Origin of the sequence: Aquabacterium sp., from assembly GCF_029946005.1 — a bacterium.
Taxonomy (GTDB): Bacteria; Pseudomonadota; Gammaproteobacteria; order Burkholderiales; family Burkholderiaceae_C; genus Aquabacterium.
In genome coordinates, this window is record NZ_JAQSDR010000041.1 from 1 (window position 1) to 22,643 (window position 22,643).

Below are 22,643 nucleotides of genomic sequence, written 5' to 3' on the forward strand. Positions count from 1 at the left end.
GGCGCGGCGTCAATCATGTCGTAGGCCTTGGCCTCGCCACCAAACTTCTTGGCCAACACGGTGGTGATCGCTGCGGTCAGCGTCGTCTTGCCGTGGTCCACGTGACCAATGGTGCCGACGTTGACGTGCGGCTTGGTTCGTTCGAATTTAGCTTTTGCCATGTTTCGCGCTCCTAGCGGCTTTAGTCAGCCGAGAGAATTGAAGAAGAAAGGTGTGGTGCCCATGGGCAGGATCGAACTGCCGACCTCCCCCTTACCAAGGGGGTGCTCTACCACTGAGCCACATGGGCATCGACACGGGTCTGGGCGCTGCTTGACGACTGCTGTAACAGCCACCACAACACCCACACCAGTGCCGACCACGGCCACCCAAATTTGGGAAGACCGCTAGCTTATCACGCGAACCATGACAGAACCGCGACTTGGAGCGGGAGACGGGGATCGAACCCGCATCATTAGCTTGGAAGGCTAAGGTTCTACCATTGAACTACTCCCGCCCGGGAGTGATTCACGATCACGTGATTTTGTTTGCCTTGGTGGAGGGGACAGGATTCGAACCTGTGTACGCGTAAGCGGGCAGATTTACAGTCTGCTGCCTTTAACCACTCGGCCACCCCTCCGAGGCAAGCCCTAGATTATATCACACAAGGTGACGGCTCATCAAGTTGTGCTGAATTTTTGCCAATCAAGCCGGCACGGCCTGGGGCTCCGGCTTGCGCCAGAGCGTCGGGGCCTCGATGAAATGCCAGCAAATCCAGGCCAGGCCGGTGACGAGGACCAGCAGCAGCGCCACCCCACCCAGCGGCGATGCCTTGAACACGCCGAAGTGCACCAGCACTTGGATGATCGGAAAATGCAGGATGTAGATGCCGTATGAAAAGTCCCCATGGCGGGTGACCGATCCCAGGTAGCGCAAGTTGTGCGCTGCCCAGGACACGCAGGCGGACAGGGCCAGTGGGTAGAGGAAGACGCCGAACGTGGGGCGGGTCTGGTCCGATTGGTAGGCCAGCAGCAGCAGGGCCAGGCCCAGGACCCCCAGGCGCCAGCCCAGTCGCCGCAGGGCCTCGCGCTCGCAGTAGCACCAGGCGCCCGGCAGGAAGAACATCAGCTGGCCGGGCATCTGTTTGGCCAGCTCGAAATAGCCGCTTTTGCCAGTGCTGTAGGCGAGGTGCACGAAGACGCCCCACCACAGGCAGGAGGCGATGAAGCCCAGGCCCAGCACCAGGTGGTGGCCAAAGCGGCGCGTGAGCCACAGGATGGCGGGCACGATGGCGTAGAACATCAACTCGACCTTGATGGTCCACAGGGCACCATTGACAGGCGCCCCCGGCATGGGGTTGTTGACGAACACCCCGGGTAGGCTGGGCTGCAGGAAATTCAGGAAACTGAGGTTGGCCACCAAGTATTGCCACCAGGCTTTGCCGAAGTAATCAGCGGCAGGCAGGGTGCTGATCAGGCTGCCCAGGAGTGCGCAAGCCAGGACCACGGCCGCGTAGGCGGGGACGATGCGGCGCAGGCGCTTGGCCGTGTACTCACCCAAGGAGGGCGTGCGTTCACAGCTCATGAACACCAGGTAGCCACTGATGACGAAAAAGGTCGCCAGGGCGATTTTCGTGTCGGCCCAGAGGAGGAAGGACAAGGCGGGCTCGCGGGACAGGTCCACCACGTGCAAAGCCATGACGCCCGCTGCAGCGATCAGGCGCAAGAGGTCGAAGTTGTTGTGGCGGTTCATGCGGAGAAGGGTTTCCAGGGCTTGAGCCAGGCGGCCAAGACCATGAGACAGAACAAGCCTGCGGCGGCCGAGGCCGCCAGGCGAATCAAGGGGACTGTCGGCCACCAGGGCAGCAGGAATGCGGCGCTCACCCCCAAGGACAGGGCGCCAGCCAGTAACAGGGTCGGCAGGCGCACCCTCGTCCACAGCCGGTTGAAATGCAGGAGCAGGCCGCCATTGACCAGCACCCCCAGCAACAGTGCCATGGCCATGCCTTGGGCGCCATACAACCAGGCCAGCAAAGGCAGGGTGAGCGCCTGCGCGACATTGCCGGAGGTCTCGCACACGAAGGGCAGGCGGGTGTCGCCCGCCGCGTAGTTGTAGCGGGCCAGGAGGGTGTTCCAGCCAGCCAGCACCAGGGCCACGGCGTACCAGCCCAGCAAAGGCGCCAGGATGGCCGTGCCTTGCACATTGGGGAACAGCAGCGCCACGATGGCCTGGGCGGACAGCAACAGGCCGACCGCCGCCGGGGTGGTGACCAGGGTGTTGAGGGCGAGGCCCTGGCGCAGCAGGGGCAAACGGTCGGCGGCGGCGCCCTTGCTCATCAGGCCCAGCAAGACCTGGTTGACCGACATCAAGGCCACCAGCGGCAGGTTGACCAGCTTGCGGGCCAGGTTCAGCACGGTGACCACGCCTTCGCCCAGGTAGGAAGCGACCATGCGTTCCAGCAGCATCAGGCCTTGGCCCATGAGGGCGCTGCCGAGCAAGGGCCCGACTCGGGTCGACAACTCACGCGCGGTGGGCGCATGCCAGCGGATCGCTCGCAGCACCAGGCCCTGGGCGCGAACCGCAGGGATCATCAGCAAGGCCGTGGTAACACTGCCGACCACAAAGGTCCAGGCCAGCGAAGGCTCCAGTGATTGCGATTGGTGCAGGGCCAGGTAGATGACCACGGGCAGGTTGTAGACCAGCGACGACAGCCCGGCCAGCAGGAAGCGGCCCTGAGCCTGCAAAGGCACGCTCCACAGGGCTTGCAGGAGCAGGCCGGGCAGGCTCCAGGCCAAAATCTGCAGGGCTTGCTGGGTCACGGGTCGAAGGTTAGGCGCCAGGCCGGGGCCCACGAGCCTGACCCACCACTCGGCGCCCAAGGACAGGACCAAGGCCAGCACCAGGCCAAGCAAACCCACGCAGAACGTGGCCCGCCCCAACCAGGCCATGCGCTCGGATTCGCTGCGCGCCTGGAAGAGGGCCATCCAGGCGGACGACAGCAAGCCCCCGGCCAGGATGATGCGCAGCGCTTCGGGGATGAAGAGCGCGATCAGGAAGCCGTCGGTGCGGGCGTCCGCACCCCACGAGGCCACGAGCAGCCACTCGCGGCCCAAGCCAGCGATGAGGCCCAGCAGGGTCACCAGGGTCAGGAGTCCGGCCGAGCCGAGCATGGTCAGCGCGCCTTCAGCTTCAATGCAGCAAGGTGAACAAGCCTTTGGCGCCCACCTTGTAGTTCAGGCCGCGGGCGCGGGTGCCCACGGTTTTGCCGCCCTGCCCGGCCACGATGGCGTAGGGCTCGACCTTCTTGCCCACGGTGGTGTTGGCAGAGACAACGGCGCCTTCGCCGATGTGGGCTCCGGGCAGGATGATGGCACGCGAGGTGATCCAGGCGTAGTCGTCGATGCGCACGGGCGCGGAGACCGACCAGAACTCGGGCGCGTCCAGGTCGTGCGCACCGGCCACGATCAGCACGTGTGAGGCGATGGCGACGTGGTTGCCGATGGTCAGGCCCGAGCGGGCGTCGATCTGGCAATGCCAGCCGATGCAGGTGTCATCGCCAATGACCAGACTTTCAACGCCGAGCACTTCGGTGTTGCGCCAGATGCTGGAGCCCTTGCCGATCTTGGCGCCGCCCAATCGCAGCCAGGCCAGGCGCACGTTGTGGCTGGGGATCTTGTTGATGAGGATGTTGTAGATCTGTTCCCAGATGCGGCGCAGGCGGTCGACGATGGTGGGCCAGTTGCGGCCGTAGTCGGGCACCTTGCGGCCGGGCACTTCATCGAACAGCATGACGAACAAGTCGCGCGCCAGCAGGTGGGGGATGCGTTTGCGGATGTCCAGCGAGCAGATGTGCAGCACGACGTCTTCCGGGCCCTTACCTTTGGACTCGAAGAAGAGGTCGTTCTGCAGGCCCCACTCGTAGGCGTCGTCGAGCTGAGCCGGGTCGGCTTTCAAGCGGGCCGCGTATTCAGGCAATCGGGGGCGCAGGTTCGTGCTGTGGAGGATGCGGTGTTTCATGGGCGGGCAACTGACGTGGATGACGGCACGGGCGCTTTGGCGGTTTGCAGGCTGATGGCCAGGATCAACCAGAACAGCGAGATCAACACCTGGGTGAAGCTGAAGTAATGGTCGATGAAGCCCGTGGCCAAAGCCGCAAGGACCGTGCCGACCGTGGCGATGCGCATCCCGTTATCGGCGTTGACGACGGCAAAGTTGCCGGGCAGGCGCACCTGGCGCCACCAAGCCGTGGTGACGGCGATGAACAGCAGCATGCCGGGCAGGCCCAGCTTGTACCAATAGTTGAGCCAGAGGTTGGAGATGCCGTAGACCCCATTGGCCGTGGCAGGCGTGTCGGCCTTGAAGCCCATGCCCAGCGGGTAGCGGATCACGGCTTCGGGGAAGTGCAGGTACTCCTCGAAGCGCACGCCAGTGCTGACATCGTTGGACGAGAACAGCGAGGCGAAGCGTTGCTGGGCAGGGGGGTACAGCGCCAGCAGGGCGGCCGCCAGAAGGAGCGACAACAGCAGACCGCGAACCGCGTAGGGCGTCTTCTTGATCGCCAGCCAGGCCACGAACACGCCCAGGCTGAGCAGCGCGCCGCGTGAACCACTGAACACGATGCCCGCCGCGCCGCCCACCGCCACGAACAAGCCCAGGGCGCGGCGCCAGCCATGCTGGACAACCGCGTAGAACATGCCCAGTGGCACCGCCAGCAAAAGCGCGCCGCCTGTGGAGTTGGGGTGCACCCAAGGCGATGCCATGCGGGTGGGGTCGGCGGTGAGGATGTCCTGGATGGCGTCCGGGCGGGCGTAGTGCAGCGCGGTCAGGAAGGCGACCATCCTCATGGGATCGCGCCCCATGAAGAAGAAGCTCAGCGAAATGGCCAGCAGGCCTGCGAAGCCCAGCAGCAGGCACAGCAGCAGGCGATCCCGCGTGCGCTGATCGGGCGTGAGCAGCGGCACCAGGAAGACCGGCGAGACGTTGAGCAACCAGCGGACCCAGTTGACCGGGCCGACGCCTTCGGCCTGGACCATGAACTGGCCCGCCACCAAGGGCACGATGCTCCAGGCCACGAAACGCATCATGGCGCGCTCGGTGGGGTTGTCGGGCCAGGGTGGCAACTTGCCGCCCAGCCATTGGAAGAACACGCCGCCCCAGGTGAGCGCCAGGATGGCCTCGGAAGTGGTGATTCTGGCGCCCAAGGTGATGGTCATCCACGGCAGGGCCGGGGCCAGCAGGCAGAACAGCAGCAAGCCGCGCAAAGGCTGGGTCACGATGTAGACGGCGAAGGCCAGGGCACCGGCTGCCAGCATGCCCAAGGGCGCGCCGCCCACCAGCATCAGCAAGGCGAACAGTGCGCCCATGGCCGCCGGGAAGACCGTGGACGCACCGATCATGCGGCCACCTTGGCAGCTTGCAAGCTTTGGTACACCGCCTCCAGTTGGCTGGCCGAGCGGGCCCAATCGAACTGCTGGGTGACGTGGTCACGGGCGGCCAGGCCCATGGCGCGGGCTGGCGCGGGGTTGGCCAGGGTTTGCGCAATGGCCTGGGCGATGGCTTCTGGTGTGTCGGCCACCAGGGCATGCACACCTGCCGTCGCCTTCAAGCCGGAGAGCCCTTCGGCGGTGCTGATTAGCGGCAGGCTGGCGGCCATGGCTTCCAGCACCTTGAGCTTGGAGCCGCCGCCGTAGCGCAGTGGCGCCAGGAAGGCGGCCGAGCGCGATTGCACCTCGGTCAGGTCGGGCACGTAGCCCAGCCATTCGATGCGGGGGTCGGTGAAGCGCTGGCGCCAGGCTTCTGGCAAGCCGTGGCCGCAGATGCGGAAGCGAGCGTCTGGCACCAGTTGCCAGACGCGGGGCCAGATCTCGGTGAGTGCCCATTCGACCGCATCGACGTTGGGCGCGTACTCGTAGTTGCCGACGAAGAGCACGCAGCGCGAGGCCGCATCAGGCTGCACGTGCGCAAAGCCGCGTGTGTCGACCCCATTGCTGACGACGTGTGCGGGGCGGCCGCTGAGCTGTGACAGCGTCTGTGCATCCGACTCGGTGACGGCCACGATGGCGGCCGCGCGCGACAGCACCTCGCGCTCCCACCGGCGGGCGCGGAATTGGTCGTAGCGGGCCAGGCTGCGCAAGGGTGCAGGCCATTTGCCGTAGGTGGCCGCGCCCAGCTCGGACTCGACGTTGTGCTCGGTGATGATGAAGGGCTGTGCGGTGCGGCTCAGCTCGGCACCAAAAGGCTCGAAGCCGTAGCTGTGCTCGACCTGGATGGCATCCCAGGGGCCTTGCTTCAGCAACTGCGCAAAGCGCTGCGCCAGGGCCGGCGCATGGCCGTTGACGGTGGCCAGCAAGGGCAGCGACGAAGTGGCTGCGTGCCACAGCGTGAGCGGGTGGCGAAGGGGTCGCCGTGGCAGCACGATGAGCTCTTCCAGCAGCGGGGCCAGGGTCTTGAGCACCTCGTCGTCGGCGGGCGTTTTGGACTGCACCAGCAAGGTGATGCGGTGGCCGCGCCCGGCCAGCTCGCGCAGCAGGTGGAACTGCCGCGCCTTGCCGCCGCTGGTGATGGGCCAGGGCAGGTAGGGCAAGGTCCACAGCAGGCGCAGCGGCTTCATGCGTGGCTGAGGATCTGCAGGGCGGTGTCCACGGGCACGCGCAACTCGCCGTTGGCGTCGGCCTTCAGGGCCTGTTGGCCGCCATTGAGTGGGCGGTGCAAGGTGGCTTTTGGAACGCCTTTGAGCTTCAAGGTGCCCGGCTTGTCGGCCCAGACCATCCACAGTTTTTGCCCATCCGGTTGGCGCCAGGCGATGCTGATCAAGCCCTCCGGCTTGTCGCCAACGATGGCTGGTGGCGTGCCTGGCTCAATGCGTGGGCCGCAGATCTTCAAGAAACGCTGCAGCGCGAAGTACACCGGCTTCGGGTCACCGTTTTCGCGCAGCAGGCCGTAGTGCTGATCCCGTGCGCTGGCGCGCTTGTCCAGGTCGGACAGGGTGAACAGGAAGACGCGGTCGTAGTCCAGCGCGGCCATCAGGGCCAGGCGGCGCAGGGTCAGGTCGGCCTGGCCTTGTTCGCCCACGATGGGTTGCTCTTCTTTCGGGCCGTCGTAGCTGGACCAACCCCATTCGGTGGCCCAGATCTGCTTGACCTTGGCGCCGCGCAACCATTGGTGGGCGGGCACCACCCGTTTGACGAAATCGCGACCATCCTGCTCGGAGCCTTCGGCCGTGGCGGTGTAGGGGTGGTAGGCGATGATCAGGTCGAGGTTGAAGGCACCCAGCTTGCCCATGGCCTCGATCATCAAACCGTTCTGGCCGGTCATCTCGCTGAAGTAGGCCATGCCGGCCATCGCGATGGGCTTGGCGGGCACCGTGGCGCGCAGGCCTTGCACGCTGGCCAGCAGCAGGCGGCCATAGCCTTCGGGATCGGTCTTGGGCGCCCAGAAACCAGGAATATTGGGTTCGTTCCAGACCTGCCAGACATCGACCTGCGGATAGCGCTTGGCCAGCATTACCATGCGCTGCGCGAACAGCACCGGGTCTTTCGGTGGGAACTTGTCGAAGTACTGCTCGTAGCGGTCCCCCTTGGCCACCACCGAGGCAAAGCGCGGTGTACCGACCACACTGGTGATGTTGCGCAGGCCGGCGTCTTTCACCAGGGCCATCATGCGGTCGATGGCCTCCAGTTCGAACTGGCCTTCCTTGGGCTCCATCAGCATCCAGTGCAGGCCCAGGCGCACCCAGTTCAGGCCCAGGTCTTTCAGGCGTTCGACCTGCTTGCGCGCCATGGCGGGCTCAAACCATTGCAACTGCGCGTTGACACCGAGGAAGTCGCGCCAGACCACCGGGCGCGCGGGCTTGAGTTCCAGCGCGGGATGGGCCTTGTGGCGCCACAGGCTCAAAGCCTGGGCAGGCAAGGCGGCCAGCGCCCCGCTGCTCAACAGCAGGGCACGGCGCGAGGGAGAGGGGCTGGTCATGGCCGCTTGCCGCCGGACATCAGGGATGCCGCTTCGCCGGGCAAGCTGCCGCTTCGAGCGCTGCGCGCCACCCAGGGGTTCAACGTTTCGAAGTAGTGGACAAAAGCCTCGCCCGTGCGGGCCCACAGGCGCTGCTCGCTCAGAACGGTCGCGGCCTTGGCCCACTGCTTGACCTGGTCGGGCTCTTTCAGGACTGCCCCGATGGCCTCGCTCAGCGCCGCCACCTGGCCTTGCGGGTACGACACACCATTACCATGGCTGATCTCTTCGGCGAAGGCGCGTGCATCGGAGGTGATGGCGCCGCGACCGGCCGCGATCGCCCAGGACAGGGCCCCACTGGTGCCCCGCATCTGCCCCATCAGGGACAGCTTGCGGGACTCACGGTAGGGCAGCACCATCAGGTGATGACGCTGGATCAGTCCGGGGATGTCGTGCTCGTCGACGTCGAACTCCCAATCAACCTGGCCGCTCAAACCTTGCGATTCGACGCGCTGGCGCAGGCCATCCAGGTAGCTGCTGCCCGCGCCAAAGGCGATGTCGGGCGCAGTGCCGCCAGCGATCGTCAGCCGGACCTGGCTGGCCAGCTCGGGCTCTTGCTTGAGCAGCGTGCCCAGGGCGTCCACCAGGTCTTCAATGCCTTTGCCGCTGTAGATGAACCCGAAGTACAGCAGGCGCAGCGATGACAAATCCGGCAAGGGTTGGGTGGGCAAGCCGGGCGTGCCATGCGGGATGACGCGGACCTTGGCCACCGGCACCTTCATGCGCCGGGCCAGTCGCTGCGCACCGGTCTGCGTCAAGGCCACCAGGCCATCCAACTGTCGGGCCAGCGCGCGCTCGGCCCACAGCGTGTGCGGATCAAACAGCACCGCGAGAATCTTGCTGACCAGCGCAGGCACCCACGATGCGTTGTCCAGCGCGCGCCACAGGGCACTCACGGGCCGCCACACGATGCGCTCGGGGTCGTGGATGGTGGCTGACAAGGCCGGCCGGTTGGGCAGCATGGCCAGGGCGCTGAGCACGAAGAACTCGCCATGCCGACCACCGCCCAGTTCGGCGTGCACCACATCGACCTTGGACCAGTCGCGCTCGGCCACCCAGCGTTGCGCGTCTTCCAGCGACAAGATGGGGCGCTGCCCTTGCAAGGGCGTGAGCACCTCGACGCCCGCACCGTTCACTGCACGGCGCCATTGCACGGCATAGTCGGCAATGCCGGTTTGTTCAGGGGGCAGCGGGGAGAGCAGGGCCAGTCTCAATCAGGCCTCCATCAGCTCTGGAAGAAGCGCATGACGCGGGTCGGCACCTCGAAGCGCCGACGATTCAGGATGATGCCGTCGACCTTGCGGAACGCGGTGCGCAACACGCCCAGCGCGTTGTCCACCACCGGCACCACGCTGGCGCGGGCCTCGACCACCATCACGATCAGGTCGGCCTTGCCCAGCGACAAAAACGCCTGCCGGTTGCTCAGCAGGTTGGAGGCCTGCAGCAAAGCCACTTCGCCCGGCTGCGCCTTGCCCGAAGCAGGATCCACCGCCACGCTCAAACCTTGGGCCTGCAGCACCTGCCGCAAATGCTGGGTGATGAAGCTGACACCCTCGCCGGACCGGGACGAGGCCAGCCCCACCGTCAGCCCCTGGTTGGCCACCTCGGCCAGTGGCAAGGTGCCATAGATGCGGTGCAGACTGGCGTGGAAATCATTGTCTTCGCCCATGCCCGTGATGTCTTTGACGGTGCTCCACAAGGGCACGCCAAAACGCGCTTCAAGGCGGCCACCATCGTGGATGCGCTGGTCCATGACGGAGCACAGGTACAGCACCAGCAGGCCCACGATGGCCCCGGCGGGCAAGGCCAGCGCCAGCAGCACCAGGCTCTTGGGCGAGGCGCGCGAAGGGTTCAAAGTGGCGTCTTCAATCACCGCGATGTTGTTGATGCGGTTGTCATCCAGGGCCTGGTCGATGCGGGCTTTCTCCAGGCTGTCCAGGTAGAGCAGGCGGCTGCGTTCGGCCACGGTCAGGGCCTGCTCCAGGCGGGCCAGCTCGGGCTCGCTGGACAGCACTTGCTGGCGGGCTTGGGTCAGCTCGTCGCGCTCTTTATTGAAGGCGGACGTCAGCGACAGGATCTCGCGAAGGCGCACGGCTTTTTCCAGCTCGCTCTTGGCCAGCAAGGTGCTCAGCTCATTGGGCGCGCGCTTTTCGCCGCGCTGCATGGGCCGGTCTTCCACCTTCAGTTGCGCTTCGAGGGCCGTGATGCTTTCGTTGAGCGCCAGGATGGCGGGTGCGCCGTCCTTGAACACGCGCAAGGCCTCGGCGCGCTGGCGCTTCAACTCGGCCAACTGGTTGCTCAGGGCCAGCCACGCGGGGCCGTAACCCACGTCGCGCTCGGCCACCGTTTCCTTGGCCATGCCCTTGGCACGCCCTGCCGCGTATGCCGCGCCCTCTTCCAGCGCTGAGCGCTCGGCCAGCAACTCGGACTGGCGCGTGCGCAGGTCGTTCAAACGCTTGGTGATGGCCGTCAGGCGCTCTTCCGCGCTGATGCCGTTGATCTGGGTCAGGCGGCCGCGCAATTGGCCCTTGATCGATTCGATCTGCTGGTCGGTGTCACGCACCTTGTTGTCGTAGAACACCACCAGCGTCTTGCGGCCCAACACCGTCGTGCGCTCGTCGGTGTAGACCTTGATCCAGGTTTTCATGATGCGCTGAGCCAGCACCGCATCGCCCCACGCGAAGCGCAACTCCATCACGCTGGAGCCCGGGCCGTGCGTCACGGTGAAGGCATCTTCGAGCCGGTTGGCCAGGCGGTCTTCCTCGCTCTGCGCCTCGGACAGGCCCAGCATGGCCGTGAACGAGCGAATGCCATCGCGCACCGCATTCAAGGTCTTCTTGAGGTGGTACTTCAGCGCGCTCTTGAAGCCCGGTGGCGCCTCGGTCGGCAGTGACAGCTCCGGCAAATACAGGCGCGCCACCTGCGTGACCACGGGGCGACCGGTCAGCATCTTCTCTTCGTCGATGATGGGGTCGCGCTGGCTGCTTTGAGGGGCGTAAGTGGCGCGGTCGGTGACATCGATGGGCACCGTCAGGTTTTCACGCCCGGGCTTGACCAGCAAGCGCGCCTCGGAGGCGTACTTGGGCGTCCACAGGAAGGCCCCCAGCACGATCAAGACGACGGTGACCCACAGCCCGATGAAGAACTGGCGGCGGAAGATGTAGAACAGCCGGACGATGTCCCGGAAAGAACGGATATCGATCATGATGCTTGGCGGACTGCTTTCTTCACTTGACCTTGGTTTCGCCCCAGCTATAGCTCAAACCCAAAGCGCGAGTAAAAGGCAACAACTGATTGATATAGACCTCGACGCCATCGCCCGCATTGCCCGCGGCCGACTTGGGCACGAACAGGACATCACCGCGCTGAAACGCCAGGGTCGGCGTGCCGCCCTCGGCGGGCTGCAGCAAGCGGCTGAAGTCCACGAAATACAGCTGGTAGCGTGATTGCTCGTCCAGACGCAGCAACGCCACGTGGCTGGGGTCGGCGCTGGGCATCAGTCCACCAGCGGCGAACAGGCCTTGCTCGAGCGTGGCCACGGCCGACATGTCCAGCGGCCCCGGCGTGCGCACGGCCCCGCCAATGACCACCTTGCTGCTGGGTGAGGACACGATGTTGATCGTCACACCCGGCTCACGGTAATAGGCTTCCAGGCGCGAACGCATGAACTGCGCAACCTCGTCGGGCGTCTTGCCAGCGGCTTCCACGCGGCCAGCGTAGCGGTAAGAAAAACTGCCGTCCGAGCGCACCGAGTAAATCTGCGACTGGCTGTCTTCGACCAGGTTGCGCAAATCAAGCGAGACCGCGTCTTGCGAATCGCGCACGATGCGCAAGGTGTCGCCCGGGTGAATGCGCGTGGGCTGCTTGGCCATGCGGACGATGTCCTCGGTCGTCAAGCGCCGCGCCCCGATCGCGCCATCGCCCGGCGGCGTCAGGTTGCCCATGGGCGTGCAGGCGGCAAGGAACAGGCTGAACAGCAGAACAAAGAGCTTCATGGCAGACGGCGCAGGGGCTTGCAAGCAAGGGACAAATCGGGGGATGGGCCAGGCTGGACAAGCCTGGCAACGGCGCGTGACCGCATCATAAGAGGGCGCACGCCGGAAATACCGCCTGCATCGTCATGCCGACGCGTCGGGCTGCTTGATACGTGGGGATTCGACGAACTGGCGGCGCCACTGCAGGTAGGCCTTGCCCATGGCGGAGCGGCTGGGGCGCCAGATCCAGGGCACCCCAAATTTGACGAAGAAGCGCAACATGCTGCGCAGGTGCGTTTTGCCCGAGGTGGACCAGATGCCGGCCTGGCTGTGGCGCTGGTGTTCGTGCACCAATTCAACTTGGGGCACGGCCATGACGGTCCAGCCTCCGACCCACATGCGCGCGCACAGGTCCACCTCTTCGAAATAGAGGAAGTAACCCTCGTCCATGCAGCCCACTTGCTCAAAGGCGGTGCGCCGCACGACAAAACCGGTGCCCATCACCCAGTCGGCCTCAAACGGCCCATCGCGCCAGTTGCGCTTGAGGAGGTGAGACTTGACCAGGCGGCGCAGCGGCGCCAGTTTGCCCAGTGCCGTGCGTCGGGCCAGGATGTCGGGCAGGGAATAAAAACGCCGAGCCGAATACTGCAGGCTGCCATCCGGGTTGATCAGCTTCAGGCCCGCCACGCCCACCTTGGGCTGCTGGTCGAACAGGCGCTGGATGACCTGAACGGTGTTGCTCAGGAAATACGTGTCGGGATTGAGCACCAACACCAGGTCGGTGCGGGAGGCCGCCACGCCCAGGTTCACGCCAGCGCCAAATCCACCATTGCGGCCCGAGAGGATCACCCGCACGCCATCGCTCAGCGCTGCCTTCAGGCGCTCACCCGAACCATCGGGCGAGTGGTTGTCCACCACCACGATGTCCGAGGGCTTGGCAATCTGGTGCGCCAGCAGGGAGCGAACGCACTGCATGGTCAGGTCAAACGTCCGGTAATTGACGATGACCACCCCAAGGGTGCTGACGGGTGATGAAGGCTCGCCTGTGGCGGTTGGAAACATGACGGCTTTCTTACCCAGTTGGCATGGATGACCCATTGAACTCAAGGCGGCCACAATCTGACAACACATGCAATCTCATTGCAGATGATAACGCGCTTCGTTCCGATTGTGGGGGAAACCCCAGTATTACGGGCCCCCTCATCTGGGCGGATAATCAGCCAGCGTTGCGATATGTAACACGGACCGCCACGCGCCCAGGCGCCCTTGGCGCTGAATTCTTCGCCACACCGGGAGTTTTTCTTTGAAGAAGATTTTTTTGGCCGTGCTGGCCGCCTCAGGCGTCATGAACTCTTGCTGGGCCAGCGAATGGACCCCGTTCTTGGGTGGTGGCCTCACGGCTGGTGGTGACAAGGTCACCACGACCCAGTACGTCACGGGCGATACCCAGAATCTGCACGCTGGTGGCTTGGTCGATCTGCGCGCGGGCCTGGATTTCCGCATGGTGGGCACCGACATCTCCTTGCAGGGCATGGTCGCGTACCACACCGACCGCTCCAACGCGGACAACGGCTCGGTCGACTTTTCGCGGATGCCTCTGGAGTTGCTGGTTCAGTGGCACGCCAATGAGAAGTGGGCCTTCGCGGGCGGTGTGCGCAAGGCAATCGGGGTCCGTTACAACGGCTCCGATGCCGGCACGCAATTTGGCAGCGACCAGAAATTCAAAAGCTCAATGGGCTGGATCCTGGAGGGCGAATACGCCATCATCCCCAGCGTCGGCCTGAAGGTGCGTTACGTCAAAGAGGACTACACCTCCAAAGCCGCCAACGGCCTGAAGCTGGACGGCAGCCACTTCGGCGTGCTGGGCGTGTACTACTTCCGCTGAAGCAGCGGGCGCCTTGGCCCCTCAGGGCAGGCGCCAGTCCAAGTCCAATCCGTGGCGCGCCCAGAAGTCACGCGCCACCCCGAAATGCCCGCACCCGATGAAAGGCACCGGCCCCCGTGTGGCCGACAAGGGCGAGGGGTGGTTGCTGAGCAACAACTCGTGCCCTTGGGCATGCGCCTCGATCAGCGCCCGTTTGCGTTGCGCATGGGCGCCCCACAGCATGAAGACCTTCGGGCCCAAGTCCTCGGCCACGGCCGCGATGATCAGGTCGGTCAACACATCCCACCCCCAGCCCGCATGACTCGCCGCCTGGGCCTCGGCCACGGTCAAGGTGGTGTTGAGCAACAGCACTCCTTGCTCGGCCCAGTGTTGCAAGCACCCATGGGTGGGCGGTGCGATGGCCAGATCACGCTGGATCTCTTTGTAGATGTTGCGGAGGCTGGGCGGCACTTTCACCCCAGGCAACACTGAAAACGCCAAGCCGTGCGCCTGGTTGGGGCCGTGATACGGATCCTGCCCCAGGATGACAACGCGCACCTGCGCGCGCCGGGTCAGCTTCAAGGCCGCGAATACGTCACCCGGGTAGATCGTCTCGCCCGCCAGTCGGCTTTGTTCAACGCGCTGAATCAATGATTGGCCCACGGCACTGCGGCGGAATGCTTCGGTCAGGTCGCGCCAATCGGTCGGCACGGAATCGAAGCAGTCGGCCAAAGGCACGCTCAGGCGGTTCGCAGGCAACACCGTGGCCGCCCCAGCCCCAAACAGGTCCACGGACATCAGGCGAACAAGTCGGCCAGGGCCGCGCCTGGGTCGGGCGCGCGCATGAAAGCCTCACCCACCAGAAAGGCGTGAACATCCGCCTCACGCATGCGCTGCACATCTGCCCGGCCCAAGATGCCGGATTCAGTGACCAGGAGGCGGTCAGCCGGGACGTTCTTGAGCAGGCCCAAGGTCGTGTCGAGGGTGACCTCGAAGGTGCGCAGGTTGCGGTTGTTGATGCCGACCAAGGGGGTCTTCAGGCGCAGGCTGCGTTCCAGCTCGTCGCCATCATGCACCTCCACCAACACCGCCATGCCCAGTGAGTGAGCGCACGCTTCAAGGTCTGCCATCTGGACGTCATCAAGGCTGGCAGCGATCAGCAGGATGCAGTCGGCCCCCATCGCCCGGGCCTCGTAGACCTGGTAGTCGCTGACCATGAAATCCTTGCGCAGCACGGGCAGGTCGCAGGCCGCGCGAGCCTGCTGCAGGTAGGTGGCACTGCCCTGGAAAAACTGCTCGTCGGTGAGCACGCTGAGGCAGGCGGCACCATGCAGGGCGTAGCTGGCCGCGATTTGGGCGGGCACGAAATGCTCTCGCAACACGCCCTTGCTGGGGCTGGCCTTTTTGACTTCGGCGATGACACCGGCCTGGCCCGCCGCGATCTTGGCGCGCACGGCGCCCACGAAATCGCGCACATCGGCTTGCTCCAGATTGCGGGTTTCGGCTTCGGCGCGCACCACATTCAATGACTTGCGCGTGAGCGCCAGTTCGATTTCCTGGTGCTTGACCGCGACGATTTTCTTCAGGATGTCGGACATGGGGTCAAAAGCCTTGGGTGGTCTGAACAAAGGTGGCCAGTGCCTGGGCGGCGCGGCCGCTGGCCAGCGCTTCGCGGGCGCGGTGAACGCCATCGGCCAGGGAGTCGGCCACATTGGCGGCGTAGAGGGCGGCGGCCGCGTTGAGCAAGACGATGTCGCGGGTCGGGCCGGGCTCGTTGTTCAACACCCGGCGCACGGTGGCCAGAGAGGCTTCGCGGTTGGCGGCCTTCAGGGCGGAACCGTCGTGCTCGGCAAAGCCGAACTGTTCGGGGTGGATCGTGTACTCGCGCACTTCGCCATCTTTCAGCTCGGCCACCCAGGTCTCGCCCGACAAGGTGATTTCATCCAGGCCATCGCAGCCGTGCACGATCAGCACGTGTTGCGAACCCAGGCGTTGCAGCACGCGGGCTTGCAGGCCGACCAGATCGCGGTGGAACACGCCCATGAGCTGATTGGGCGCGCCAGCCGGGTTGGTGAGCGGGCCCAGGATGTTGAAAAGGGTGCGCACGCCCAGTTCCTTGCGGACGGGGGCGGCGTGCTTCATGGCGCCGTGGTGGTTGGGCGCGAACATGAAACCCACGCCAGTTTGCGCCAAGCATTGGGCCACCTGTTCGGGCGCGAGGTCAATGCGGGCGCCCAGCGCTTCGAGCACGTCGGCGCTGCCAGTGCTGGACGACACGCTGCGTCCGCCGTGCTTGGCCACGCGCGCGCCTGCTGCGGCCGCTACGAACATGGCCGTGGTCGAGATGTTGAAGGTATGCGCGCCGTCGCCCCCCGTGCCGCACAGGTCGACCAGGTGGGCGGTGTCGGGCACGCTGACGGGGGTGCAGAACTCGCGCATCACCTGCGCGGCCGCCGTCAGCTCGCCCACGGTTTCCTTCTTGACGCGCAGGCCGGTGATGAGTGCGGCCATGACGACCGGCGACATCTCGCCGCGCATGATGCGGCGCATCAGGCCCAGCATCTCGTCGTGGAAGATTTCGCGGTGCTCGATGACGCGCTGCAGTGCCTGGGTGTCGGTGATGGTGCTCATGTCGGCCCCTTCACATCGTCAGGAAGTTTTTGAGCATCGCGTGACCGTGCTCGGTCAGGATGGACTCCGGGTGGAACTGCACGCCTTCGAGTGGTGCGAAGTTCGGGTCGGTCTGCGGGCCCTTGTGGCGCACGCCCATGATCTCGCCGTCTTCGGAACTGGAGGTGATCTCCAGGAAGTCGGGCAGGCTGGATTTCTCGATGGCCAGCGAGTGGTAGCGGATCACGGTGAAGTGATCGGGCAGGTCTTTGTAGACGCCTTTTTGATCGGTGCTGATGACGCTGGTCTTGCCATGCATCTGGGTCTTCGCGCGGATCACCTTGCCGCCCAAGGCCGCGCCAATGGCCTGGTGGCCCAGGCACACGCCCAGGATGGGCAACTGGCCCGTGAAGCGCTGCAAGGCGGGCACGCACACACCGGCTTCGGCGGGCGAGCAGGGCCCGGGGGACAGCACCAAGCGGTCGGGCTTGAGGGCCGCGATTTCGTCCAGCGTGATCTCGTCGTTGCGAACCACGCGGACCTCTTCGCCCAGCTCGGCAAAGTACTGGACCAAGTTGAAGGTGAAGCTGTCGTAGTTGTCGATCATCAGCAGCATATGCGCTCTATCCTATTGATTTCATGAGGGATTTCTCAAGACTCTCAGGGAGGTGGGAGTCTTGTGCGCCCGAAGACGGGCGCAATAGGTCGTTCAGGCGGATGGCTTACGCCAACGCTGACGAAGGAGGTCTGCTGAAGAGGGCAAGAACGCACGCATGTGATCATTTTAGCCAATCCGCCGCCGCCCCGCACACCGGGAAGTTACATGCCGTTGCACAGCCACCCATGAGGGTGTCCCGGCCTGGGGCATTTGCCCCTGAAAATCCCGCCTGCAATTCAAAACAAATACATCAAAGCAGGGAACTGGACATGGGTCTGGAGACGTCATTTTTGCCGGGGGGCTTGTCATCGCCCATCCAGGTCGCGGTTCAGGGCGCGCTGGCGGCTCTGGTGGCGCAGTGGCGCACCGAAACCCGGCTGTACACCCTGACCGCGCCTGGCCAAGGCGACCGCCTGCCCGCCGACCTGATGGTGGAAAGCTTCGTGCTGCACGAGGCCGTGTCGGAAGCCTTCACCCTGCACATCAACGCGCTGGTGCTGAACGCGGCCGTGCCGCTCAAGCAGCTGTACGCCCGCCCCCTCACCCTGCAAACCACCCTGGCCGATGGCAGCCGCGCACGCCGCAGCGGCTACGTCACCGAGGCCCGCTCGCTGGAGGCCGATGGCGGCTTCGCGCGCAAGGCCCTGGTGCTGCGCCCCTGGATCGCCCTGCTCGGCCACACCCTGTGCAGCCGCGTCTGGCAGGACCAGAGCGTCATCGAAATCTTGGAAGATGTGTTCGCCGAACATGCCTCGATCGCCGCCTGGCGTTGGGACGAGGACGTGGCCAGCCATGTGGCGCAAGGCATGTTCGCCCGCAATGGCGGCCAACGCAGCTACTGCGTGCAGTACCGCGAGAGTGACCTTGACTTCGTCGGCCGCCTCTTGGCCGAAGAAGGCATCTGCTGGCGGGTTGAAGAAGACGACGCGGCCCCCGGCGGTCACGGCCTGGTGTTCTTCGTCAACAGCGGCCAGCAGCCCCAAGACGCCACCAGCGAGAGCCGCCTGGGCGGCCAGGGCATCCGCTTTCACCGCAGCAGCAGCCAGGAGCAGCAAGACAGCATCCAGGCCATGGGCGCCGTGCGCCGCATCGGCACCGCGGCCACCGTGCTGCAAGGCTGGGATTACGCGGCCAACCGCGCCATCACCTCTGACGCGCCCACCCACCACCAATGGGGCGGCGACCAGGCCACCAGCCTGCAAAGCTGGCTCACCAGTTACGACCCCACGGGTGACTTCCTGTTTGGCAATCAGGCCGAAGCCCAGTTCGTGGCCACCAATCTGCAAGAGGCGCATGAAGCCCGCTACAAAACCTGGTTGGGCCGTGGCACGGTGCGCACCTTGCGGGCGGGCACCTGGGCGGCCATCACGCAGTCAACGCTCGACCCTTTGGCTTCGTTGGGTCAAGGGCCGGACGACAAGGAGTTCTTCTTGTGCAGCGTCGATGCGATTGGCATCAATAACCTGCCCAAGGATTTGAGTGCGGCGATTGTGAAGTCGCTGGGGCAGTCAGAACTTCCTGACTTGCGCAGCCCGTCGGCCGGTCACGATCCGGTCGATACCGAGCGCTTGCAGCAACAAGCGGCCGAAACGGGCTTTGCCTGCCAGTTCCAGGCCCTGCGCCGCAAGGTGCCTTGGCGCGCGGTGCTGCTGGATGGCACGGGTTTGCGGCCTCGTCCCCGCCCCACCGCCCTGGGCATGCAAACGGCCATCGTGGTGGGCCCAGATGGCCGCACCGCAGCGAGCGGTGCCGACGAGCTCTACACCGACAAGCTGGGCCGCGTCAAAGTCAAATTCCACTGGCAGGCCAACCCTTATGCACCGCAGCGCGCCAACAGCGACCACAGCTGCTGGGTGCGCGTCATGCAGCGCTTCTCTGGCCCCGGCATGGGCCACCAGTTCATCCCGCGCATCGGGCACGAAGTGCTGGTGGGCTTTTTGAACAATGACATCGACCGGCCCTATGTGCACTCCAGCCTGTACAGCGGGCGCGGTGAAGGCGGCGTGCCGCGCACACCGGGCGGCACCTCGGCTGAGCGTGACACCAGCGCCTTTGCACAGTCCCGCGACCACGGGCCCAGTGCGCAGATGAACCTGGTGGGCTCGGGCGGCGGCGGCAACAGCCCGGCCTGGCACGGCGCAGCACCCAGCGCAGCCACCGAAGGCGCTGAAGGCCAGAACAACGCGGCGGCCCTGAGCGGCGTCAAGAGCAAGGAGTTTGGCGGCCAGGGCTACAACCAGACGGTGTTTGACGACACGCCCGGCCAAGGGCGCCTGCAACTGCACACCACGCAGGCGCAGACCTGGCTGCAGATGGGCCACCTGCTGCACCAGGCCGACAACCACCGGGGAAGTTTTCGGGGGCTGGGCTTTGAACTGAGAACGGATGCCTGGGGCGGCCTGCGCGCGGTGCGTGGCGTGATGCTGAGCACCTTCGGCTTGGGCAATGGCTTGGGCCAAACGGGTGAAGGCGCGGGTGACAACGCCGCGGGCATGGCCTTGGCCAAACAGATGCAGCAGTTGGCACAGGCGTTTCACCAGGCCGCCACCACCCACCAAACCGTGGGGCTGGCCAGCGCGGCGGGCAGTGTTCGAGCCGGACAAAGCACGCTGGACGGCCAGTTGGCCCCCGCCGCGGCCTTGAGCAAGAGCTTGAGCGGCATGGTCGGTGTGAACAGCCTGCCAGAAGCTCGCGCCGATGCGGCCAGCAAATGCACCAAAGCAGGACCTGGCAAGGTGCCGCACATGGCCGACCCTCTCATTGCCATCGTGGGCAAGGCCGGGGTGGGCATCACGGCGGGGCAAGACCTGCACTTGAGCAGCCAAGACACCACCACCCTGGCCAGCGGGCAGGACACGCATTGGGCGGTGGGTGGGCAGGCGCGTGTGCACACGGGGCAGGCCATTGGGGTGCTGGCGGGGGCGATTCAGGCGGGCAGTGAGGCGGCGGGAAAGGGCTTGACCTTGATCGCGGCGCAAGGGCCGATTGACCTGCAGGCTCAGCATGGGCCCGCGCAGATCGCGGCCAAGCAGATGCTGGAGTTGAAGACGGCCAATGGGGTGGTCAACATTGCCGCCGCCAAGCGCGTGGTGCTGGCGGTGTCGGGCGGGGCGAGCATCACGATTGATGGGGGGAGCCTGACGGTGGAATGCCCGGGCAAGATCACGGTGCAGGCGGGGATGAAGTCGATGGTGGGCCCAGGGTCCATGAGCCATGCCATGCCCGATGCTGTGCAGTCTGGTCCATTCCAGCGCCGCTTCGTTGTCCGCCGAGCCACCGACCAACAAGCCATTGCCCATCAGAAGTACCGCATGACCTTGCAGGATGGCCGAGTCATCGAAGGCGTGACAGATGCCGCCGGCCAGACCGATCTGGCCCAAAGCGACGGCATCCAGAACGTGGCCATTGAACTTTTATACGATTGAGCTGAGCAACGTGATTCCTCGTCTTGACCCGACCCTCATCCGCGTGCCGGTCTCCGTGCCTGGCTCTGACCGCACGCCTGTTGACACCACCCACCTTCCCGGGCTGGTCATCTTTGTTCACGGCGTGAACTCGGACGGCGAGTGGTACGACGCCGCCGAGGAAGGGTTGATCCTGGGGCTGAACAAGCGGATGGGTTTGGACCAAGCACTTGACCAATCCGCCCAGCTCAGCCCGGCGTCTTACGCCAAGGAACTGCGGCCCGATGGCAAGCTCAACCGCGACGTCAAAGGCGCCAATTTCATCACCGACCACGGCCGATCACCGGTTATCCGCTTTCGGTGGGGCTACAAGGCCTCTGGCAAGGATGGCACCGAGGGGTCTCAGGACGAGAAAGAGGTCTATGGCGGAAAAATCTACCTCAATGAGTTGGATGCCTGGGGCGGCGGCCCCTTCCAAAATGGCACGTCGGCCTTGCCCTACATGTGGGGCGATGGCCTGGATGACCGCGTTTTCTGGTGGCTGTACGCCAACATGTTCCCCATTGACGGCCGCGAGGTTTACGCCTGCCCGCCACGCGCTTACTTCGTGCACGCGGCGCACCGCCTCAAGGAGTTGATCAAGGCCATCCGCAGCAAGCAGGCCGACTGCCCCATCACCGTGGTGTGCCACAGCCAGGGCAACATGGTCACCTTGGCGGCCGCCATGCTGGGCGAACACGACAATGCACTGGCCGACACCTATGTGCTGTGCAACCCACCCTACAGCCTGGAGAGCGTCACCATGGACACCATGGTGAACCATGATGCGAGGTCGGCGGCGGGTGATTTTGGGGGGATCACCACCCAAGCGCGCATGGAGACCTTCAAGAACTTCCTCGAGCTGGTGAAGGGCTGCGCGGCCAAGCAGAGCCAGGCGCTGGAAGTGATCAACCGCTACCAGGCATTTCAAAACCCTCAGAATGGTCAGCAGGGCTTCAAGCTGGGCCCCTTCCCAGAAGCTGACCTCAAGACATTGCCCCCGGCAGGCACCGACCGAGACAACCGTGGTCGCGTGTTTCTGTATTGCAACCCCCATGACCAAGTCATTGGCGTCAGCCCCGTCAAGGGCATGGGGTGGCAAGGCGTCAGCCAAACGCAGATGAACGCGCTGGCCGCGAACGGTGTGTTTCATCAACGCGTGTGGGCCACACCGGGGGGCCAGCAAAGCCCGCCTTTTGCCGTGGGGGCGGCCGCCTGGACAGGCCGCGATTACCACTACCTTGACGATCACTACCGTCCCGGGTCATTTTGGTATCCAGCAGCGCCAAGGATGAAGTACATCCTGACCGGCAACGACCGTCAGGGCTTCATATCCAAGATATTGGATGTCTTGACGTCATCGGTGGTCTACATCGTCACCCACACCTTCACCGTGCGCATCAACGACGAGCCTGCCAAAAACTGGTCTGTGCCCATCAATGCGCCGGTGCTGCCAGAGCCCGTGACGCCACGCTCGCGAAGATATGGCATGGATGGTGACTTTGATGAGGCAAAGGACCCGGCCAAAGACGGACTGGCTGCAAAGCGAGACGAGGCCGCGCCCAAGGACAGCACCTTGGGCGGCGCCTACGAGGGCTCGGGCAAGGGTGATGCCTACAGCGAAGCCGCGCTTCGCTACGAGCACCACGCTCGCTTAAAGCGGGAAGAGCTGTCACGGAAGGCGCGAAAGCAAGAGTTCTCAGAAGAAGATCAGCGAGCGTCTGTGCGCAAGATGCTGGAAGAAAATCCCAACGCCACCGACCATTCGACCATCCTCACGAATGCCCAGCATTCAGAGAAGGTGCTGGCCTATGACGTGGCGATTGGGTGGTTGAATCCGAGCAAGATCAAACAGGACGACATGCTTGCTTTTCGGCAATTTGCGAATTGGATGATGCTCACTGCTGCGGTGAAAAATTTGCCCCTCGTCAAGCCTTTCGTGGAATATGCAGAAAGAGGCTGGTTTGAGGGAACGCAGGTGCATCGCACCTACACCATTGAGCACATGGACAAGCATGCGGGCAAGATCAAAGATCAGCGTGAGCGCAATCTGCTCGGCACGCTCAAAGGATAAACATGGCACTGAGCCGTCGATCATGGATTTCAGG

Annotated in this window: 18 protein-coding genes and 3 tRNA genes; 3 read left to right on the forward strand and 18 right to left on the reverse strand. The window is 64.7% G+C overall.

The features are described 5' to 3' along the window. The 14 genes from PSV38_RS19970 to PSV38_RS20035 form a co-directional block, all read right to left on the reverse strand. Window positions 1-161, reverse strand: a 161-nt coding sequence (locus PSV38_RS19970) for a GTP-binding protein (protein WP_300549472.1), incomplete at its 3' end; no start/stop codon positions are given. A 53-nt stretch (window positions 162-214) separates the two neighbouring features. Further along, a tRNA-Thr gene (locus PSV38_RS19975) sits at window positions 215-289 on the reverse strand. Window positions 290-422: 133 nt separating this feature from the next. Then, window positions 423-496 (reverse strand) — tRNA-Gly (locus PSV38_RS19980). Window positions 497-533: 37 nt separating this feature from the next. Continuing rightward, window positions 534-619: transfer RNA gene (locus PSV38_RS19985), tRNA-Tyr, on the reverse strand. 65 nt (window positions 620-684) lie between these two features. Next, window positions 685-1,731: an acyltransferase gene (locus PSV38_RS19990; protein WP_300550644.1), complete on the reverse strand. Its 1,047-nt coding sequence runs from the start codon at window positions 1,729-1,731 to the stop codon at window positions 685-687. Further along, window positions 1,728-3,149, reverse strand: a complete 1,422-nt coding sequence (locus PSV38_RS19995) for a lipid II flippase MurJ (protein WP_300550646.1) — start codon at window positions 3,147-3,149, stop codon at window positions 1,728-1,730. Before PSV38_RS19995 ends, PSV38_RS19990 begins: the two co-directional genes overlap by 4 nt. A 19-nt stretch (window positions 3,150-3,168) precedes the next feature. After that, window positions 3,169-3,996 carry an acyltransferase gene (locus PSV38_RS20000; RefSeq protein WP_300550648.1) on the reverse strand — a complete coding sequence of 276 codons (828 nt, stop codon included), beginning with the start codon at window positions 3,994-3,996 and terminating at the stop codon, window positions 3,169-3,171. After that, window positions 3,993-5,375, reverse strand: coding sequence for an O-antigen ligase family protein (locus PSV38_RS20005; RefSeq protein ID WP_300550650.1), 1,383 nt, complete (start codon window positions 5,373-5,375; stop codon window positions 3,993-3,995). The genes PSV38_RS20000 and PSV38_RS20005 overlap by 4 nt, the downstream gene beginning before the upstream one ends. After that, window positions 5,372-6,589 carry a glycosyltransferase family 4 protein gene (locus PSV38_RS20010; RefSeq protein WP_300550652.1) on the reverse strand — a complete coding sequence of 406 codons (1,218 nt, stop codon included), beginning with the start codon at window positions 6,587-6,589 and terminating at the stop codon, window positions 5,372-5,374. Before PSV38_RS20010 ends, PSV38_RS20005 begins: the two co-directional genes overlap by 4 nt. Further along, window positions 6,586-7,947: a beta-galactosidase gene (locus tag PSV38_RS20015; RefSeq protein ID WP_300550653.1), complete on the reverse strand. Its 1,362-nt coding sequence runs from the start codon at window positions 7,945-7,947 to the stop codon at window positions 6,586-6,588. Before PSV38_RS20015 ends, PSV38_RS20010 begins: the two co-directional genes overlap by 4 nt. Next, on the reverse strand, window positions 7,944-9,200 hold the full coding sequence (locus PSV38_RS20020) for a glycosyltransferase (RefSeq protein ID WP_300550655.1): 1,257 nt from the start codon (window positions 9,198-9,200) through the stop codon (window positions 7,944-7,946). Before PSV38_RS20020 ends, PSV38_RS20015 begins: the two co-directional genes overlap by 4 nt. 11 nt (window positions 9,201-9,211) lie before the next feature. After that, complete coding sequence (locus PSV38_RS20025; RefSeq protein WP_300550656.1) at window positions 9,212-11,191, reverse strand: hypothetical protein; 1,980 nt, start codon at window positions 11,189-11,191, stop codon at window positions 9,212-9,214. A 22-nt stretch (window positions 11,192-11,213) separates the two neighbouring features. Then, window positions 11,214-11,981, reverse strand: coding sequence for a polysaccharide biosynthesis/export family protein (locus tag PSV38_RS20030; protein WP_300550658.1), 768 nt, complete (start codon window positions 11,979-11,981; stop codon window positions 11,214-11,216). 123 nt (window positions 11,982-12,104) lie between these two features. Continuing rightward, the gene (locus tag PSV38_RS20035) at window positions 12,105-13,022 is read right to left on the reverse strand and encodes a glycosyltransferase family 2 protein (RefSeq protein ID WP_300550660.1); all 918 of its coding nucleotides are present in this window, start codon (window positions 13,020-13,022) and stop codon (window positions 12,105-12,107) included. Between the two features lie 241 nt (window positions 13,023-13,263). Between PSV38_RS20035 and PSV38_RS20040 the strand changes: the two genes are divergently transcribed. Next, entirely contained in the window at window positions 13,264-13,845 is a 582-nt protein-coding gene (locus PSV38_RS20040; protein WP_300550662.1) for a hypothetical protein, read from the forward strand. Between the two features lie 21 nt (window positions 13,846-13,866). Here the strand turns inward: PSV38_RS20040 and PSV38_RS20045 are convergent, their stop codons facing one another. The 4 genes from PSV38_RS20045 to PSV38_RS20060 are packed head-to-tail and all read right to left on the reverse strand — an operon-like array spanning window position 13,867 to window position 17,050. Then, window positions 13,867-14,622 (reverse strand): uracil-DNA glycosylase, encoded by a 756-nt coding sequence (locus PSV38_RS20045; RefSeq protein ID WP_300550664.1) that lies wholly within the window; start codon window positions 14,620-14,622, stop codon window positions 13,867-13,869. Then, window positions 14,622-15,422: an indole-3-glycerol phosphate synthase TrpC gene (gene trpC, locus PSV38_RS20050; RefSeq protein ID WP_300550666.1), complete on the reverse strand. Its 801-nt coding sequence runs from the start codon at window positions 15,420-15,422 to the stop codon at window positions 14,622-14,624. The genes PSV38_RS20045 and trpC overlap by 1 nt, the downstream gene beginning before the upstream one ends. Window positions 15,423-15,426: 4 nt before the next feature. Beyond that, entirely contained in the window at window positions 15,427-16,455 is a 1,029-nt protein-coding gene (gene trpD, locus PSV38_RS20055; protein WP_300550668.1) for an anthranilate phosphoribosyltransferase, read from the reverse strand. Window positions 16,456-16,465: 10 nt separating this feature from the next. Next, window positions 16,466-17,050 (reverse strand): aminodeoxychorismate/anthranilate synthase component II, encoded by a 585-nt coding sequence (locus tag PSV38_RS20060; protein ID WP_300550670.1) that lies wholly within the window; start codon window positions 17,048-17,050, stop codon window positions 16,466-16,468. Between the two features lie 311 nt (window positions 17,051-17,361). Between PSV38_RS20060 and PSV38_RS20065 the strand changes: the two genes are divergently transcribed. After that, window positions 17,362-20,517, forward strand: a complete 3,156-nt coding sequence (locus PSV38_RS20065; RefSeq protein WP_300550672.1) for a type VI secretion system Vgr family protein — start codon at window positions 17,362-17,364, stop codon at window positions 20,515-20,517. Beyond that, window positions 20,498-22,609: a hypothetical protein gene (locus tag PSV38_RS20070; protein ID WP_300550673.1), complete on the forward strand. Its 2,112-nt coding sequence runs from the start codon at window positions 20,498-20,500 to the stop codon at window positions 22,607-22,609. The genes PSV38_RS20065 and PSV38_RS20070 overlap by 20 nt, the downstream gene beginning before the upstream one ends. Window positions 22,610-22,643 lie beyond the last annotated feature (34 nt).

What these genes read in the sequence shown, in the direction of transcription:
- PSV38_RS19990 (WP_300550644.1), bottom strand. Translation starts at nt 1,731, where the DNA reads ATGAACCGCCACAACAACTTCGACCTCTTGCGCCTGATCGCTGCAGCG.
- PSV38_RS19995 (WP_300550646.1), bottom strand. Translation starts at nt 3,149, where the DNA reads ATGCTCGGCTCGGCCGGACTCCTGACCCTGGTGACCCTGCTGGGCCTC.
- PSV38_RS20000 (WP_300550648.1), bottom strand. Translation starts at nt 3,996, where the DNA reads ATGAAACACCGCATCCTCCACAGCACGAACCTGCGCCCCCGATTGCCT.
- PSV38_RS20005 (WP_300550650.1), bottom strand. Translation starts at nt 5,375, where the DNA reads ATGATCGGTGCGTCCACGGTCTTCCCGGCGGCCATGGGCGCACTGTTC.
- PSV38_RS20010 (WP_300550652.1), bottom strand. Translation starts at nt 6,589, where the DNA reads ATGAAGCCGCTGCGCCTGCTGTGGACCTTGCCCTACCTGCCCTGGCCC.
- PSV38_RS20015 (WP_300550653.1), bottom strand. Translation starts at nt 7,947, where the DNA reads ATGACCAGCCCCTCTCCCTCGCGCCGTGCCCTGCTGTTGAGCAGCGGG.
- PSV38_RS20025 (WP_300550656.1), bottom strand. Translation starts at nt 11,191, where the DNA reads ATGATCGATATCCGTTCTTTCCGGGACATCGTCCGGCTGTTCTACATC.
- PSV38_RS20030 (WP_300550658.1), bottom strand. Translation starts at nt 11,981, where the DNA reads ATGAAGCTCTTTGTTCTGCTGTTCAGCCTGTTCCTTGCCGCCTGCACG.
- PSV38_RS20035 (WP_300550660.1), bottom strand. Translation starts at nt 13,022, where the DNA reads ATGTTTCCAACCGCCACAGGCGAGCCTTCATCACCCGTCAGCACCCTT.
- PSV38_RS20045 (WP_300550664.1), bottom strand. Translation starts at nt 14,622, where the DNA reads ATGTCCGTGGACCTGTTTGGGGCTGGGGCGGCCACGGTGTTGCCTGCG.
- trpC (WP_300550666.1), bottom strand. Translation starts at nt 15,422, where the DNA reads ATGTCCGACATCCTGAAGAAAATCGTCGCGGTCAAGCACCAGGAAATC.
- trpD (WP_300550668.1), bottom strand. Translation starts at nt 16,455, where the DNA reads ATGAGCACCATCACCGACACCCAGGCACTGCAGCGCGTCATCGAGCAC.
- PSV38_RS20060 (WP_300550670.1), bottom strand. Translation starts at nt 17,050, where the DNA reads ATGCTGCTGATGATCGACAACTACGACAGCTTCACCTTCAACTTGGTC.
- PSV38_RS20065 (WP_300550672.1), top strand. Translation starts at nt 17,362, where the DNA reads ATGGGTCTGGAGACGTCATTTTTGCCGGGGGGCTTGTCATCGCCCATC.